Genomic DNA, 16,064 nt, shown 5'->3' with positions numbered 1-16,064 from the left:
GGCACGTTTTGTCAAACTAAAATATAAGAGAATTAAGGCTTTTTTTAAAAAGTAATAAAATACAAATATTTCTAATATATATATATTAACCTGTACATAATTTACAAATTAGGGAGGATATATATGGAACAGTATAATGTGTTAGAAGATGTGGCAAAAAGAACGCAGGGAGATATTTACATAGGTGTTGTAGGTCCTGTAAGAACAGGTAAATCAACTTTTATAAAAAACTTTATGGACCAACTTGTTATACCTAATATTTCCAACGAATTTAAAAAGGAAAGGGCAAAGGACGAACTTCCTCAGAGTGCAAAAGGGAAGACGATTATGACCACCGAGCCTAAATTTATTCCAAACGAGGCAATTAAAATCAAAACACAAGATAATGTTAATTTTAATGTAAGAATGATTGACTGTGTAGGATATGTGGTTGATTCTGCATTAGGTCATATTGAAAATGAAGAGCCAAGAATGGTTAATACACCGTGGTATCCTGAGCCTATACCTTTTATAAAGGCGGCAGAACTTGGAACAAAAAAGGTTATATGCGACCATTCAACCATAGGACTTGTTATAACAACTGACGGGTCAGTATCAGAAATTGAGCGTGAAGACTATGTTGAAGCAGAAGAAAGAGTAATCGGCGAACTTAAACAAATAGGCAAACCGTTTGTTGTGCTTTTAAACTGCGTTAACCCGACTTCGCCTGAAAGTATAATGCTAAAAGAAGAACTTTCAAGGAAATATTCGGTTCCTGTAATGGCAATAAACTGCCTTAATATAACAAAAAATGAACTTTTGGATATTATAGGCGCAGTTCTTAATGAGTTTCCTGTTAAAGAAGTGTGGTTTGACACTCCTGACTGGCTATCTTCACTTGCGCCTACAAACTGGCTAAAGAGCGAAATTTGCCGTTCAATTAAGGAAGTTATAAAGGATGCTTATAAAGTCAATGATATAAGAAGTATTATAGATTTACTTAAAAATTATGATTTTGTAAAATATACGGGTATTTCAGACTGTAATCTGGGCGAGGGAACAGTACTTATAAAACTTGATTTAAAAGACGAATTATTCTATAAGATACTAAGCGAAAATACTGAACTTAGTATTGAGAATGATAAAGATTTATTAACAGTGTTAACCGAACTTTCAAAAATGAAAAAAGAATATGACAAATTCAGTTATGCAATGGCAGATGTTAACCGTAAAGGATACGGAATAGTATCTCCGTCAATAGACGAACTTACATTGGAAGAGCCTGAGATTGTAAAACAGGGTAATAAATTCGGTGTAAGATTAAAAGCATCTGCACCGTCAATCCATATGATAAAAGCAGATATTGAAACAGAGGTTTCTCCGATTGTAGGAACAGAAAAACAATCAGAAGAACTTGTACATTATCTTTTAAAAGAATTTGAAGCAGACCCTAAATCTATATGGTCGTCAAATATTTTTGGTAAATCTTTACACGAACTTGTTAATGAAGGACTGCATAATAAACTTTCTAAAATGCCTGAAGACGCTCAGGTAAAAATGCAGGAAACTCTGCAGAAGATTATAAACGAAGGCTCAGGTGGGCTTATTTGTATAATTCTTTAATAATTTAAAATGTTTATTAAAGGTTGACAACTGCTAAATTTAATGATATACTTTTAAAAAAATATATGTGCTAAGCGAAGGATGCAGGAAAAGGGTCAGCCCGCCGAAGGAGTAACGCTCTCAGGTGCTTTATATGGTAAAGACTGCAAACGGATAGCGCTCCGGAGAAGTCCATTCTTAAATTAAGAAAAGAGGATGCCGAAGGTGCAAAACTTACATTTGTAAGTTAATCTCTCAGGCAAAAGGACGGAGAAAGAAGTATTAAATTGCTTTATTTTACGGGGAGTTTTCTGTGTGTAAACTCCCCATTTTTTATTGTAGTTTAATAAACTCTGGAAGGGTTATCGTTTAATTTAACTTTAATCTTAGCAGAAGGAGAAAAAAATGGGTAATTTTTTAAGTAGTTTAACGGAATTTAATGATTCCATTAACAGTTTTGTATGGGGGAAGGGATTATATCTTCTTCTTGCAACAGGGATACTGATGACACTTGTTACCAAAGTTTTTCAGGTAACAAAAATTGGTCATTGGATGTCAGAAACATTGGGAAGTTTATTTAAAAAAGACGTTTCAGGTCATGTAAAGGGTAAATCAATTTCTCAGTTTCAGGCCTTATGTACAGCACTTGCCGCAACTATCGGCGTAGGTAATATCGCAGGGGTTGCCGCTGCTATTGTTGGTGGTGGTCCAGGGGCTGTGTTCTGGATGTGGGTTGCAGCATTTTTTGGGATGATGACAAACTATTCTGAAAATGTATTAGGTATTTTTTACAGAAGAAAAAATATTGACGGAGAATGGTCAGGCGGAGCAATGTATTTTCTTCAGGATGGGTTAGGAAGCAAAAAAGGATGCAAAGAAATCGGTAAAATTCTTGCTGTTTTATTTTCAATATTCTGTATCCTTGCATCATTCGGTATAGGCTCAATGGGGCAGATTAACAAAATAGTTGTTAATATTGTTTCTGCTTTTGATATTCCTTCTTTATCTTCAAATATTCTTTATGATACAATTTCTATGTATCATCTTGTTATAGGTATTGTATTATTTATTATTGCAGGTCTTATAATTCTTGGAGGACTAAAAAGAATTGCTAACTTTGCAGAAAAAGTTGTGCCTGTAATGGTCGTTCTTTTTATTTTAGGTTCACTTACTGTTATTTTAGTTAATATTTCCAATATAGGTGCCGCGTTTATATCTATATTTAAATATGCATTTACAGTTCCTGCTGCGCTTGGTGGTGCTACAGGTATTGTTGTTAAAGATATAGTTACATACGGTTGTAAAAGAGGGGTATTCTCTAATGAAGCAGGTTTAGGTTCATCTGTTATGGTTCACTCTAATTCCAATGTTATAGAACCTGTTAAACAGGGTATCTGGGGTATTTTTGAGGTTTTTGCAGATACTATGATAGTATGTACTATGACTGCTCTTGTAATTTTAACATCAGGTGTTATTGACTTAAATACAGGTGCATTAGTAGCAGAAGGTGCAACAGATGCAACTTTAGTTGCAAAAGCATTTTCAGGAATTTTCGGTATCTGGGGAGAAAGATTTATTGCTATTGCAATATTGCTTTTTGCCTTCACTACTGTTTTAGGTTGGGACCACTACGGTTCTAAAGCATGGGAATACTTATTTGGAACAAAATCTGTTAAGGCTTATAAAGTTCTTCATCTTTTAACAATGCTATGTGGTGCACTTTTAACTTCATCTTTAGCATGGGATATTTCAGACACATTCAACGGTCTTATGATGGTTCCTAACTTAATAGGTGTTATAGTATTATCAGGTCTTGTTAAAAAGATTACCGATAACTATATCGACAGAAGATTTAAAGGAAAAGATATTAAGCCTATGATTTCTGCATTTTCTGATATCCAGAAAGAACAGGAAGAAAAATTAAAAAATATGTAAAAGTAAAAAAAGGACGGTGTTTATACACCGTCTTTTTTAATTTGATTTTACATATTATCTAAATCTTTACTGTTAAGAGCAGATATTGAAGTAGAAATAGTTTTATCTTTTGCTTCCATACCGTATTGTTTAACAAGGTTATAATCTTTTGCGCTGTGAGATAAACAAGCAGGACCGCCTATACATCCACCATTACAAATCATTCCCTCAATAAAGTTTTCTTTAAGCAAACCTTTTGATGCTTTTAAAAGTACTGTCTTACAGTCATTGATACCGTTACATGATACAGGTTCGCATTTGAAATCTTCTTCTTTGATGCCATGCTCTTTAAGAGCCTGATTAACTGCTTCAGAAAGCCCTCCGCAGTGTGCAAATATTCTTCCGAAGTAAGAAGATGTTTCAAGAGATGTTTCGTTAAGTGATGCTATATCAATATTTTTTGCATCAAACATTGCCTGCATTTCTTCAAAAGTGATGGTGCAATCAACATATGGAGCAACACTTTCTTTTCTTGTTTCGCCTTTTTTGGAAATACAAGGGCCTATAAATACAGTTTTGGCGTCAGGGTCATTTTCCTTTATAATTTTTGAAATCTGAGCCATAGGGGATAAATTATGTGAAACATTTTCTTTTAATTTAGGGAAATGTTTTTCAATATATCCTACAAAAGCAGGGCAACAGGAAGAAGTTAAAAAGCCTTTTTCTGAAAGTTCCTTTGCTTCAAGAAAAGCAGTAACATCTGCGCCTTGTGCCGCCTCTACAACAGCGTGGAAGCCTAACTCTTTAATAGCAGAGATAACCTTACCCATAGTAATTTCGTTAATAGAAGAATACTGACTTGCAAGAGATGGGGCAATAACTGCATAAACTTTATATTTAGTGTTATTTTCTGAATCTCTTAAAATCTTTATTGCATCTGTTATAAATGATTTATCCACAATAGCACCAAACGGACACTGGTAAACACACGCACCGCAGGAAATACATTTTTCTTCGCTTATAATCGCCTTATGGTTTTCTTTGTTTATAGATATAGCCTTTGGCACACATGCTTTTACGCATGGTCGAACATTTTTTACAATAGCAGAATAAGGACATGCAGCAAGGCATTTTCCGCATTCTATACATTTTGATTTATCTATAACTGCTTTTCTGTCAACTATTCTTATAGCATCTTTAGGACAGGCATTCTGACAACGGTGAGCAATACATCCTCTGCAAGACGGAGTGATCTGAATTCCGTCGATAGGACATTCATCACAGGCAATTTTTAATACTTCAACCATATTTGTTGTAGTTCTGTCTCCACCTAAAGCAAGTTTAACTCTTTCGTTAACTATTGCTCTTTCTTTATAAATGCAGCAACGCATTTTTGCTTCCCCGTCGGGAACAATTATTTCAGCAATGTCAAGTAACTTCTGGGGCGTTAAATCATCATTGTAGGCTAATTTTGCCACTTCTTTTAACACATTATACTTAAGTTCCTGAACATCTGTATCAAAAAAATTCATAATTACCTCCTAAATTTCTTGGTTCATATATGTTTCGCCGTCCATATTCTTCCATGTAAACATTTTGTTTTCATATATTAAATATGAGTGAGGCGTATTTTCCTTTGGAATGGATATACTTCCGGGATTTAAATACAAAACTCCGTCTTTCTCTTTACAACTTGGAATATGAGTATGACCGCTTATAAATATATCTCCTTCAGACAGAGGGAGAGGGTTATCAATATTATATTTATGACCGTGAGAAAAATAAAAACAAATTCCATCAACCATTAAAACCAGATAGTCAGACATTATGGGAAAATTAAGCACCATCTGGTCAACTTCTGTATCGCAGTTACCTCTTGCACACAAGATTTTTTCTTTATAAGTGTTAAGAAAATTTATAACCTCTTTTGGCTGATAATCACAAGGAAGATTATTCCTTGGCCCGTGATAGAGTAAATCGCCTAAGAGAATTATCTTATCAGGGTTTTCATTATCTATTGCCTTTTTAAGTTCGTTTGAATAATATAAAGATCCGTGTATATCTGATGCGATAAGAAGTTTCATTTTATATCTCCTATTTATGATATAATCCTTTGCTTTCATATAATGCTTCGTAACTTACGTTAATTCCTAAACGCTTAAGAATTTTTTCGTCTTCTTCGCTTATAATAACCGAGAAATGAGCGTCGCTTCCCTTAAGTTTTGAAAGTTGCTCTTTTGCAAGATTTGCAGTAGGGTCGGTAAGCGCAGAAACTGTAAGCGCTATAAGAATTTCGTCAGTATGAAGCCTTGGGTTTTGATGTTTTAAATCATTGGTTTTTAATTTGCATATAGGCTCAAGAACGCAGGACGAAATAAGTTCAAGGCTTGAATCTATACTTCCCAATTCTTTTAATGCGTTAAGAATAAGAGCAGATGCAGCACCTAAAGTGTTTGATGTTTTTCCTGTAACAATTTTTCCATTAGGTAAAACCATCGCACCTGCAGGCATACCTGTTTCTTTTGCTTTTTTAAGAGCAACGGATACTGCAGGGTGGAATTTCGGAGTAATTCCTGACTGGTTCATAAGAAGTTCAAGTTTGGAAACCTGATTATCATTGTTTTTACCCTTGATTTTATCTACCTTTGCAGTAAAATATCTTCTTATAATTTCCATTTTGGAGGAAGTTTTACAAACTTCGTCATCTATTATGCAGTCTCCTGCCATATTAACGCCCATATCAGTAGGCGATTTGTATGGAGATTCACCCTGTATTTTTTCAAAAATAGTGCTGAGCACAGGGAATATTTCCACATCTCTATTATAATTAACTGCGATTTTTCCGTACGACTCAAGGTGGAACGGGTCAATCATATTAACATCGTTAAGGTCTGAAGTTGCAGCCTCATATGCAAGGTTTACAGGATGATTTAAAGGCAAATTCCACACAGGGAATGTTTCAAATTTTGCATATCCTGATTTTATACCATTCTTACAGTCGTGGTACAGTTGGCTTAAGCAGGTTGCCATTTTACCGCTTCCGGGGCCGGGAGCAGTTACAACAACAAGAGGGTGGGTAGTTTTAATATAATCGTTTTTTCCAAGCCCCTCATCGCTTACAATGTGGGCAACATTGGACGGATATCCTTCTATAGGATAATGCTTATAACAGGTAACACCGAGAATGTTTAGTTTTCTGATAAAATCGTCTGCCGCAGGTTGACCGTTATATCTTGTGATAACAACGCTTCCAACATATAACTGCATAGACGAAAAAACATCAATAAGCCTTAAAACATCGTCAATATATGCAATGCCAATATCACTTCTTATTTTGTTTTTTTCAATATCAGAAGCATTAATGGTTATAACTATTTCAACATCATCTTTTAACTTCTGAAGCATTCTTATTTTACTGTCCGGCTCAAACCCGGGTAAAACTCTTGAAGCGTGATAATCGTCAAATATCTTACCGCCAAATTCAAGGTAAAGTTTTCCACCGAACTGGTCAATTCTTTTTCTTATTTGTTCAGATTGAGTTTTTAAATACTTGTTATTGTCAAATCCTGATTTATTCATTATAAAAGTACCCCTTTTGTATATCTTTATAGATTATATCATAAACGAAAAGAATTTTAAAGTATTATTTTATATTTTTTTGTAAATAAAAAAATACTTTAAAAAAATGTTAACTTATGGTAATATTAAATATAAGGTGGTGTGTTATGCTTAAAATTAATTTGTTTTTACAAAGTATAAGCAGTCCTTTTTGGGACTTTATTTTTATAACCATATCAAATCTTATAACCGATATTCCCCTTGTTATTACCCTGTGTGTTATTTACTGGTGTATAAATAAGGAAAAAGGAATAAAAATTGGTTTTATTCTCTTAAACGGAATGCAGTTTAATTTTATTATAAAAGACATTTTTAAGGTTGAAAGACCGTATGTTAAAAATTCCAAGATAATAAATAAGGATATAGAATATGGCTACGGATATTCTTTTCCGAGTAACCATTCCCAGATTTCTTCTTCCTTTTTATTTTCATTTGCCAGATACTTTAGTATATCCAAAGTTTTTATTCCATCACTTATTCTTGTTTTAATGATTTGTTTTTCAAGGGTTTATCTTGGAGTTCACAGTATTTTGGATGTAAGTGTAGGCTTTATTTTAGGCATAACTTTTGTAAAGGTTTTAGGGAATATAATTGATAAGATAATTGAAAGTAAAAAATATTATCTTGCATTCTTATTTCTTATTTTAGGAATAATAGGAATGTTTGTATTTAAAAATGAAGACAGTTTTAAGATTACAAGTATATATTTTGGGGTTTTAACAGGTTTTTTAATAGAAAATAAATACATTGATTATAAAATTCCACAAAAAACAAAATATAAAGTAATAAACTTTATAATTGGAATATCAGGAATTGCACTTATATATATTTTCTCGCCTGATATTTTAAAATATTTTTTAATAGGTTTATGGGTTACACTTCCTGCACCTTGGCTTTTTAAAATCACAGAAAGGATTATTGAAAATGATAATAGAAAAAATAAATAACAGAATCAATCTTGTAAAAGTAAAAAATGATAAATTCAAAACTTTTACCGTAAGTTTTTATTTTCATAATAAACTTAGCGAAGAAACTGCATCTTATAATGCGCTTTTACCTTATGTTATGAAAATGGGCAGTAAAAATCATAAAGATATGGTCGATATATCAAACACTCTTGAAGAGTTATATGGAGGTATGTTTGACTGCAGTATAAGAAAAAAAGGGGAAGACCATATTATAGGATTTAGTTTTGAATTTGTATCAGATGCGTATATAAAAGACAACGATTATAAAGATAAAGTATTTGATTTTATTTTTGATGTTATCTTTAACCCTTTAACCGAAGACGGTGGCTTTAACAGTGAATATACTAAAAGAGAAAAGAAAAATCTTATAAACTATATCGAAGGTCTTATTAACGATAAGAAAGAATACGCAAACTTAAGAAGCACACAACTTATGTGCAAAGGGGATAACTATTCTGTTTTTGAATACGGAGATATAGAAAAAATAAAAAATATCACTCCAACAGAACTTTATAAAAGATATAAAGAAGTAATAGACTCATCAAGAATTGATATTTTTGTTATGGGCAATACTTCATTTTCTGATATAACCGAAAGAATCAAAGGTTTAGACCTTCCTGATAAAAATGTAGATTATCCTGAATGTAATCTTATGGAAGAGAGAGAAGAAGTAAGAGAAGAAAAAGAAGGGTTTGATGTAAATCAGGGTAAAATCAGTATGGGCTTTACCTTAGGGGAAAATAATAAATATGCCCTGTCAGTATTTAACAGTGTGTATGGAAGCGGAGCACATTCAAAACTGTTTAACAATGTAAGGGAAAAATTAAGCCTGTGCTATTATGCATATTCAAGAATAGATAATTTTAAAGGTATAATGAAAGTTAATTCAGGAGTAGAATTTGAAAACTTTAAAAAAGCATATGATGAAATTTTAGCCCAGCTTGACGATTTAAGAAAAGGAAATATATCCGATGAGGAAATAGAAGCATCTAAAAAATCGGTAATAAACAGTTTAAAATCGTTAAATGACAGTTTGTTCTCTTATGAAAACTATATATTAAACGGACTTATCAGCGGAAATTTAACCGATATAGACGAATATATACATCGTGTAAATAATATTTCAAAAAAGGATATTACAGATGTTGCAAACAATGTTAAACTTCACACAGTTTATTATTTAACTAAACACGAATAGAGGTAGCAGAATGATTTTCTCACAAATAAAAAACGAATTTTTAAATGAAGCAATATATAAGGGAGTCCATAAATCAGGGCTTAATGTAGTGGCACTTCCTAAAAAGGGTTTTTCCAAATACTATGCTATATTATCAACAGGATACGGGTCAAATGATGTATGTTTTAAAGATGATGAGCATAAAGAATTTATTGAAATTCCTGACGGAATAGCGCATTTTCTTGAGCATAAAATGTTTGAACAGCCTGACGGAACAAATGCCTTTGATAAATTTTCCCTGTATGGCGCAAATGCAAACGCTTTTACGTCATTTAACAATACAGCGTATCTTTTCCAGTCAACCGACTTTTTTAATGAAAATTTAGAGCATTTATTAAATTATGTTTTTTCTCCTTACTTTACTAAAGAGAATGTAGAAAAAGAGCAGGGAATAATAGGTCAGGAAATAAGAATGTATGATGACGACCCTGACTGGAGAGTTATGTTCAATATGCTAAAAGCGATGTACAGTGAGCATCCTATAAGAAGAGATATAGCAGGAACGGTAGAAAGCATATCAAAAATAGATAAAGATCTTCTTTACTACTGCTACAATATCTTTTATCATCCGCAGAATATGGTGCTTTTTATAGCAGGGGATTTTGATGTGGAAAATATTTCTGACATTTTAGATAAATGTGTGCCGGTAAAAGAAAAGGACTTTAATGCAATAAAGAAAGAATATAACGAGCCTGAGAACATAAATAAAAAGGAAATAACAGATAACTTAGAGGTTTCAATGCCTATATTTTCTATGGGGTATAAGGATAACTCAAAAATAATATTAGGAAAAGAGTTGGCAAAGAAAAATCTTATAACATCAATTATAGTAAAACTTTTTGCAGGGGATAGTTCTCCATTATATAAAAGAATGTATGACGAGGGGCTTATAAATGAAACCTTCTATGACGATATAACCATAAACCGTGATTATTCTTTTGTACAGTTTTCGGGAGAATCGCCTGAGCCTAAAAAGGTAAGAGAAGAAATATTAAAAGAAGCAAAAAGAATTAAAGAAGAAGGATTTAATAAATCAGATTTTCTAAGATGCAAAAAATTTATGTACGGTAAGTATATAAAATCATTTAACAATATTGAATCTATCGGTAATGCCTTTGCTTCAAACTTTTTCTTAAAGGTTGACTTGTTTGACTTTTTAGATGTATATGAAAGTATTACCTATGATGATATAATAGAAAGATTTAACGAACTGTTTAATGAAGATATGTTTGTTACATCCATTATTTTACCTAAGGAATAAAAGATTAAAAAAAGGATAGTGTAAATTGTGGAAAATGTTGTAAAATTCCCGGGCCTTGGTCTATCATTTAATATAAACAGAGTGGCAATTCCCAAAAGTATTATAGGAATTGATATATATTGGTATGCCGTTATAATAACATTGGGCATAGTCCTTGCATATTTATACTGTATAAGAAGGGGCAGCAAAGAGGGAATAGATAAAGAAATTTTTACTGATATACTCCTGTGGGGTATTCCGTCTGCCATAATAGGAGCGAGGCTTTATTATGTAATATTCAGATGGCAGAACTATGTTAATAATCCAATGAAGATTTTTGCCTTAAGAGATGGAGGACTTGCAATATACGGAGCAATAATCTTCTCGGTTGTTACAGTTTTTATTTATCTAAAATCAAAGAAAATATCGCCTTATAAGATATTTGATATATGTGTTATCGGTCTTCTTATAGGACAGGCAACAGGCAGATGGGGAAACTTTTTTAATCAGGAGGCGTTTGGAAGTAACACTACTTTAAAGTGGGGAATGATTAGTGAAGAAACAATAAGTTATCTATCTTCTCTTAAACTTAAAGGATATGATGTTGACCCTTTAATGCCCGTTCATCCAACCTTTTTATATGAGTCTCTATGGAATATAATTGGAATAATTATTTTACATAATTATTCCAAAAAGAAAAAGTTTGACTCTGAGATTTTTATATTGTATATTATATGGTACGGACTTGGAAGAGTGTTTATAGAGGGACTAAGAACTGACAGTCTTTATTTTTTCAATATAAGAGTATCTCAACTGGTTGGTCTAATATCAATTATTGTCGGTGTTGTTTTCTATATAATAATGTATAAAAAAAGGGTAAAAAATGAAAAGTAATGTTTTATATTGGGTGTGGCTTTCTTTAAAAACCCCTCCTAATAATTTATGTATAAGAAAACTTATAAAAGAAGTTCCCGATGCAGAAATAATATATAGTATGGGAGAAAAAGAATTAGAGCAAATACCGTATCTTAATAAGGTTTCTTTTATAAAACTTCTTGATAAAGATTTGGAACCTGCAAAGAAAATTGTTGAAAAATGTGAAACTAACGGTTATAATATAATCTGTTATGCCGAGGATAATTATCCTAAAAGGCTTGAAAATATTTGTGATTTCCCTGTTGTTTTATACCACAGAGGAATGTTTTTTGATTTTGATAATCTTTTGTGTATTTCAGTTGTAGGAACAAGGGAACCATCAGGATATGGAATAAGCATTGCCAAAAAGATATCACGCGAACTTGCGTATAATAACGCTCTTGTTATAAGTGGTATGGCATTTGGTATTGACGCTAATGCGCATCTTGGAGCAATGAGTATAGATAAACCTACAGTTGCTGTCTTAGGCTCTTCAATAGATAAGCCTTCTCCTAAATCAAATAAATATTTATACGATTATATGCTCTATAACGGATGTGTTATTTCAGAATATCCGCCCGAAAGTGTTACTAACCCTTCAAATTTTGCAATAAGAAACAGAATTATAAGTGGCTTATCTCTTGGAACATTAGTGGTAGAAGCGGGTAATAAAAGTGGCTCTCTTATTACTGCTAACTTTGCCTTGGAACAAGGCAGAGATGTGTTTGCAGTTCCAAGTTCTCCTGATAATGTAAAAGGTATGGGTACAAATAAACTTATAAAAGAGGGCGCGATACTTACTTTGGATGCAACAGACATTTTAGATGAATATAAAGGAATGTTTGAAAGTATAAATATTATAAAAACTTTTAGTGAAAATACATATAATAATTCTTTTAAAAAAGAAGATTTTATTTCTAAGTTTACCGACCTTACTCCTGTTGAAAAAGAGGTCGCATTATCTTTGGAAACATACGAAACTACTGCAGACGAAATTTCAAAAAAATCAAAACTTCCCGTAAGTTATGTGCTTTCAGCGCTAACTATGTTAGAAATTAAAGGTGTAGTTAAATCTGTTGTCGGAAACAGATTTATCTTAAATATATAAAGAGGTGTACAAATTGTCAAAAAATCTTGTTATTGTGGAATCTCCAGCAAAGGCAAAAACAATTGAAAAATATCTGGGTAAAGATTTTAGTGTTCTTGCTTCTATGGGGCATTTAAGAGATTTGCCTGAGAAAACTCTGGGCGTTGATATAGAAAGAGGTTTTACTCCTAAATATCAAGCCATAAAGGGTAAGAGCGAACTTATTAAAACCTTGAAAAAAGAAGCAGAACTTTCAGATAAAGTGTATCTTGCTACCGACCCTGACCGTGAGGGAGAAGCAATATCCTGGCATATTGCAAGTATCCTTGGACTTGAAGATAGTAAGATGCTAAGAATAACATTTAACGAAATAACAAAAAATGCGGTAACCGACGCTGTTTTAAACCCTCGTACAATAGATAAAGATTTAGTTGATGCCCAACAGGCAAGAAGAGTTTTAGACAGAATAGTAGGTTATAAATTAAGCCCTCTTCTTTGGAAAAAAATAAGAAAAGGTCTTAGCGCAGGAAGAGTTCAGTCGGTTGCAACAAGAATTGTCTGCGACAGGGAAGAAGAAATTGAAAAGTTTAAACCTGAAGAATACTGGACAGTAAATGCCAAACTTAAATCATCAAAAAATAAATTTTTCACAGCAAGATTAGAAAAAAAAGACGGAAAAAAACTTACACTTAAAAATGAACAGGAAACAAAAGCAGTTCTTGAAATTTTAAAGAATGCAAAGTATGTTATAAACAGTATAAAGCAAACCAAAAAAATAAGAAAACCTGCTGCTCCGTTTGTAACAAGTACACTTCAGCAGGAAGCATCAAGAAAACTTAATTTCACCTCTAAAAAAACCATGTCTGTTGCCCAGACTTTATATGAAGGTATAAATATAAAAGGAAAAGGCCTTATAGGTTTAATTACCTATATGAGAACAGACAGCCTAAGAATATCAGACGAAGCAAAAAAAGCGTGTGTAAGTTATATAATGAGTAACTTCGGACCTCAGTACGCACCTAAAGGATATAATGAATATAAATTAAAAAACAGTAATGTTCAGGATGCTCACGAAGCAATAAGACCGTCAGATGTGTTTCTTACACCGGCGTTTGTTAAAGACTCTCTGACAAATGACCAGTATAAACTATATAAACTTATCTGGGAAAGATTTGTTGCATCCCAGATGGTAAATGCATTGTTTAATTCAACTATGGTTGATGTTAGTGCAGATAATTTAACCCTTAAAGCAACAGGCTCTCAAATGATATTTGACGGGTTTATGAAACTTTATATTGAGGGTACGGATGATGAATCAGATGAAGAAAATTCACAGATTCTTCCTGAACTTACAAAAGGCGAAGAAGTTGAACTTTTAAAATTAAATGATAAGCAGAATTTTACAGCCCCACCGTCAAGATATACCGAAGCAGGGCTTATAAAGATAATGGAAGAATACGGTATAGGAAGACCAAGCACCTATGCCCCTACAATAAGCACAATTCTTCAAAGAGAGTATGTTGTAAAAGAGGGTAAAGCCCTTAAACCTACTGAACTTGGAAGAATTACAACCAACCTTATGAAAGAAAACTTTGCCGATATAGTCGATGTTTCATTTACTGCAGGGATGGAAGAAAAACTTGACAGTATTGAAAACGGTAATGTTGACTGGGTTGAAATTATAAAAGAATTCTACGGTGATTTTGAAGAAACTTTAAATAAAGCGCAGAATATAGAAAAAGTTAAAATACAAGACGAAGAATCTGATGAGATATGCGAAAAATGCGGAAGAAAAATGGTTATAAAAACTGGAAGATTCGGCAAATTCTTAGCATGTCCTGGTTTTCCTCAGTGTAAAAATGCAAAACCGATAACAAGCGAAGTAAAAGATGTTAAATGCCCTGTTTGTGAAGGCAAAATTCTTGAAAAGAAAAGTAAAAAGGGCAAAAAGTATTACGGTTGCGAAAATAACCCTAAATGTTCATTTATGACATGGGATGAGCCGACAAACGATAAATGCGAAGTGTGTGGAAATATAATGGTTAAAAAGCGTTATGGAAGAGGCTCTAAACTGTATTGCTCAAATCAGGAATGTGAAAATTCCCTTTCTAAGAAAACAAAAAAGGATGCAAAAAATGAAAACAGTTAATGTTATCGGGGCAGGTCTTGCAGGATGCGAAGTAGCGTTTAGACTTGCAAACGAAAATATAAAAGTTAATTTATATGAACAAAAGCCGGAGAAAAAATCTCCGGCTCATTCTTCTGATAAATTTTGTGAACTTGTATGCAGTAATTCATTAAGAGGCAATGTTTTAAGTAATGCAGTCGGCCTTTTAAAAGAAGAAATGAGAATGCTTGGCTCTCTTGTAATAGAGAGTGCCTACATAAATCAGGTTCCTGCAGGAGGAGCACTTGCAGTAGACAGGGAAAAGTTTTCAGAGTATATAACCAATAAAATAAAATCACATCCTAATATCAATGTTATCTATAAAGAAAAAGAAGAAATAGATGAAGATGAATATACAGTTATTGCTTCAGGACCATTAACATCGGACAAGCTTTTTTCAAATATCAAAAAACTTACAGGAAGCGATGACCTTTATTTTTACGATGCCGCAGCACCTATTGTCTCTTATGATTCAATAGATATGTCCAAAGCGTTTAAAGGCTCCCGTTATAATAAAGGGGATGCAGATTATATTAACTGCCCTATGACAAAAGAAGAATATGATGCCTTTTATGAAGCACTTATAAATGCCGAATGTGCGGAACTTAAAGCGTTTGAAAAAGAGGTTGTTTTTGAAGGGTGTATGCCGGTTGAAACTATGGCAAAAAGAGGGTATAACACACTATTATTCGGGCCTTTAAAACCTGTTGGCTTAAGAAGTGAAAGCATGGAAAAAGATGCTTACGCTGTTGTTCAGTTAAGGCAGGATAATAAAGAAGCCACAATGTATAATATTGTAGGTTTCCAGACTCATCTTAAGTTTTATGAACAAAAAAGAGTATTTTCTATGATTCCTGGGCTTAATAATGCAGAATTTTTAAGATACGGTGTAATGCACAGGAACACTTTTATAAATTCGCCGAAAGTTCTTGATAATCATTATAAACTTATAAATAATGATAAAATATATTTTGCAGGTCAGATTACAGGCGTTGAAGGATATGTCGAATCTGCCGCAAGTGGTCTTTTAGTAGGTATATATCTTTCAAGGCTTTTAAACGGTAAAGAAATAAGTGAGTTTTCTTCTGATACCGCAATAGGTGCACTTTCAAATTATATATCAAATAAAACAGTAGAGAAATTTCAGCCGATGAATATAAATTTTGGCATTATAAACCCTCTTGGTTACCGTGTTAAAGGTAAACAGGAAAAAAATCTTGAAATTTCAAAAAGAGCACTTTTGGAAATTGAAGAAAAAATTAAAAATAATTTAATATAAAAATTAAAGACAGTTCGAAACCATCCTGTCTATAAACAAAACTAAGGAGTGAATAAAA

12 protein-coding genes and 1 riboswitch are annotated in these 16,064 nt (G+C 32.7%); of the genes, 9 read left to right on the top strand and 3 right to left on the bottom strand.

The genetic code is table 11. The features are described 5' to 3' along the window. The first annotated feature begins 123 nt into the window (after positions 1-123). Both spoIVA and IKZ35_00300 read left to right on the top strand, forming a co-directional pair. Positions 124-1,602, top strand: a complete 1,479-nt coding sequence (gene spoIVA / locus IKZ35_00305; protein ID MBR4892407.1) for a stage IV sporulation protein A — start codon at positions 124-126, stop codon at positions 1,600-1,602. A 151-nt stretch (positions 1,603-1,753) separates the two neighbouring features. Then, a riboswitch (glycine riboswitch) is annotated at positions 1,754-1,862 on the top strand. A 124-nt stretch (positions 1,863-1,986) separates the two neighbouring features. Further along, positions 1,987-3,516, top strand: coding sequence for an alanine:cation symporter family protein (locus IKZ35_00300; GenBank protein ID MBR4892406.1), 1,530 nt, complete (start codon positions 1,987-1,989; stop codon positions 3,514-3,516). A 47-nt stretch (positions 3,517-3,563) separates the two neighbouring features. Here IKZ35_00300 and IKZ35_00295 read toward each other — a convergent pair whose 3' ends face one another. The 3 genes from IKZ35_00295 to IKZ35_00285 are packed head-to-tail and all read right to left on the bottom strand — an operon-like array spanning position 3,564 to position 7,074. Next, a complete protein-coding gene (locus IKZ35_00295) occupies positions 3,564-5,027 on the bottom strand; it encodes a 4Fe-4S dicluster domain-containing protein (protein MBR4892405.1) in 1,464 nt (487 codons plus the stop codon). A gap of 9 nt (positions 5,028-5,036) precedes the next feature. Then, the gene (gene yfcE / locus IKZ35_00290) at positions 5,037-5,579 is read right to left on the bottom strand and encodes a phosphodiesterase (GenBank protein MBR4892404.1); all 543 of its coding nucleotides are present in this window, start codon (positions 5,577-5,579) and stop codon (positions 5,037-5,039) included. A gap of 10 nt (positions 5,580-5,589) precedes the next feature. Next, a complete protein-coding gene (locus IKZ35_00285; GenBank protein ID MBR4892403.1) occupies positions 5,590-7,074 on the bottom strand; it encodes a DUF1846 domain-containing protein in 1,485 nt (494 codons plus the stop codon). A gap of 146 nt (positions 7,075-7,220) precedes the next feature. Here IKZ35_00285 and IKZ35_00280 point away from each other — a divergent pair, with 146 nt between their 5' ends. From IKZ35_00280 to trmFO, 7 genes are read left to right on the top strand one after another with little or no spacing between them, the layout of a single operon-like run. Next, the gene (locus IKZ35_00280; GenBank protein ID MBR4892402.1) at positions 7,221-8,060 is read left to right on the top strand and encodes a phosphatase PAP2 family protein; all 840 of its coding nucleotides are present in this window, start codon (positions 7,221-7,223) and stop codon (positions 8,058-8,060) included. Beyond that, positions 8,038-9,279, top strand: a complete 1,242-nt coding sequence (locus tag IKZ35_00275) for an insulinase family protein (protein ID MBR4892401.1) — start codon at positions 8,038-8,040, stop codon at positions 9,277-9,279. Before IKZ35_00280 ends, IKZ35_00275 begins: the two co-directional genes overlap by 23 nt. A gap of 10 nt (positions 9,280-9,289) precedes the next feature. Next, positions 9,290-10,579, top strand: coding sequence for an insulinase family protein (locus tag IKZ35_00270; protein MBR4892400.1), 1,290 nt, complete (start codon positions 9,290-9,292; stop codon positions 10,577-10,579). A gap of 27 nt (positions 10,580-10,606) precedes the next feature. Continuing rightward, positions 10,607-11,452 (top strand): prolipoprotein diacylglyceryl transferase, encoded by an 846-nt coding sequence (locus IKZ35_00265; protein MBR4892399.1) that lies wholly within the window; start codon positions 10,607-10,609, stop codon positions 11,450-11,452. Continuing rightward, positions 11,442-12,581 (top strand): DNA-processing protein DprA, encoded by a 1,140-nt coding sequence (gene dprA, locus IKZ35_00260; protein MBR4892398.1) that lies wholly within the window; start codon positions 11,442-11,444, stop codon positions 12,579-12,581. The genes IKZ35_00265 and dprA overlap by 11 nt, the downstream gene beginning before the upstream one ends. Positions 12,582-12,594: 13 nt before the next feature. Next, positions 12,595-14,709: a type I DNA topoisomerase gene (gene topA / locus IKZ35_00255; GenBank protein ID MBR4892397.1), complete on the top strand. Its 2,115-nt coding sequence runs from the start codon at positions 12,595-12,597 to the stop codon at positions 14,707-14,709. Continuing rightward, positions 14,696-16,006 (top strand): methylenetetrahydrofolate--tRNA-(uracil(54)-C(5))-methyltransferase (FADH(2)-oxidizing) TrmFO, encoded by a 1,311-nt coding sequence (gene trmFO, locus IKZ35_00250; protein ID MBR4892396.1) that lies wholly within the window; start codon positions 14,696-14,698, stop codon positions 16,004-16,006. Before topA ends, trmFO begins: the two co-directional genes overlap by 14 nt. The last annotated feature ends 58 nt before the right edge of the window (positions 16,007-16,064 follow it).

The sequence above is a fragment of the Clostridia bacterium genome, assembly GCA_017554615.1.
Taxonomy (GTDB): Bacteria; Bacillota; Clostridia; order UMGS1840; family HGM11507; genus SIG450.
This window is presented reverse-complemented; position numbering and strand designations above follow the sequence as displayed.

Coding starts and splice junctions, on each gene's coding strand:
- dprA (MBR4892398.1), top strand. CDS start 11,442: ATGAAAAGTAATGTTTTATATTGGGTGTGGCTTTCTTTAAAAACCCCT.
- IKZ35_00295 (MBR4892405.1), bottom strand. CDS start 5,027: ATGAATTTTTTTGATACAGATGTTCAGGAACTTAAGTATAATGTGTTA.
- IKZ35_00270 (MBR4892400.1), top strand. CDS start 9,290: ATGATTTTCTCACAAATAAAAAACGAATTTTTAAATGAAGCAATATAT.
- IKZ35_00275 (MBR4892401.1), top strand. CDS start 8,038: ATGATAATAGAAAAAATAAATAACAGAATCAATCTTGTAAAAGTAAAA.
- IKZ35_00280 (MBR4892402.1), top strand. CDS start 7,221: ATGCTTAAAATTAATTTGTTTTTACAAAGTATAAGCAGTCCTTTTTGG.
- IKZ35_00300 (MBR4892406.1), top strand. CDS start 1,987: ATGGGTAATTTTTTAAGTAGTTTAACGGAATTTAATGATTCCATTAAC.
- trmFO (MBR4892396.1), top strand. CDS start 14,696: ATGAAAACAGTTAATGTTATCGGGGCAGGTCTTGCAGGATGCGAAGTA.
- IKZ35_00285 (MBR4892403.1), bottom strand. CDS start 7,074: ATGAATAAATCAGGATTTGACAATAACAAGTATTTAAAAACTCAATCT.
- spoIVA (MBR4892407.1), top strand. CDS start 124: ATGGAACAGTATAATGTGTTAGAAGATGTGGCAAAAAGAACGCAGGGA.
- yfcE (MBR4892404.1), bottom strand. CDS start 5,579: ATGAAACTTCTTATCGCATCAGATATACACGGATCTTTATATTATTCA.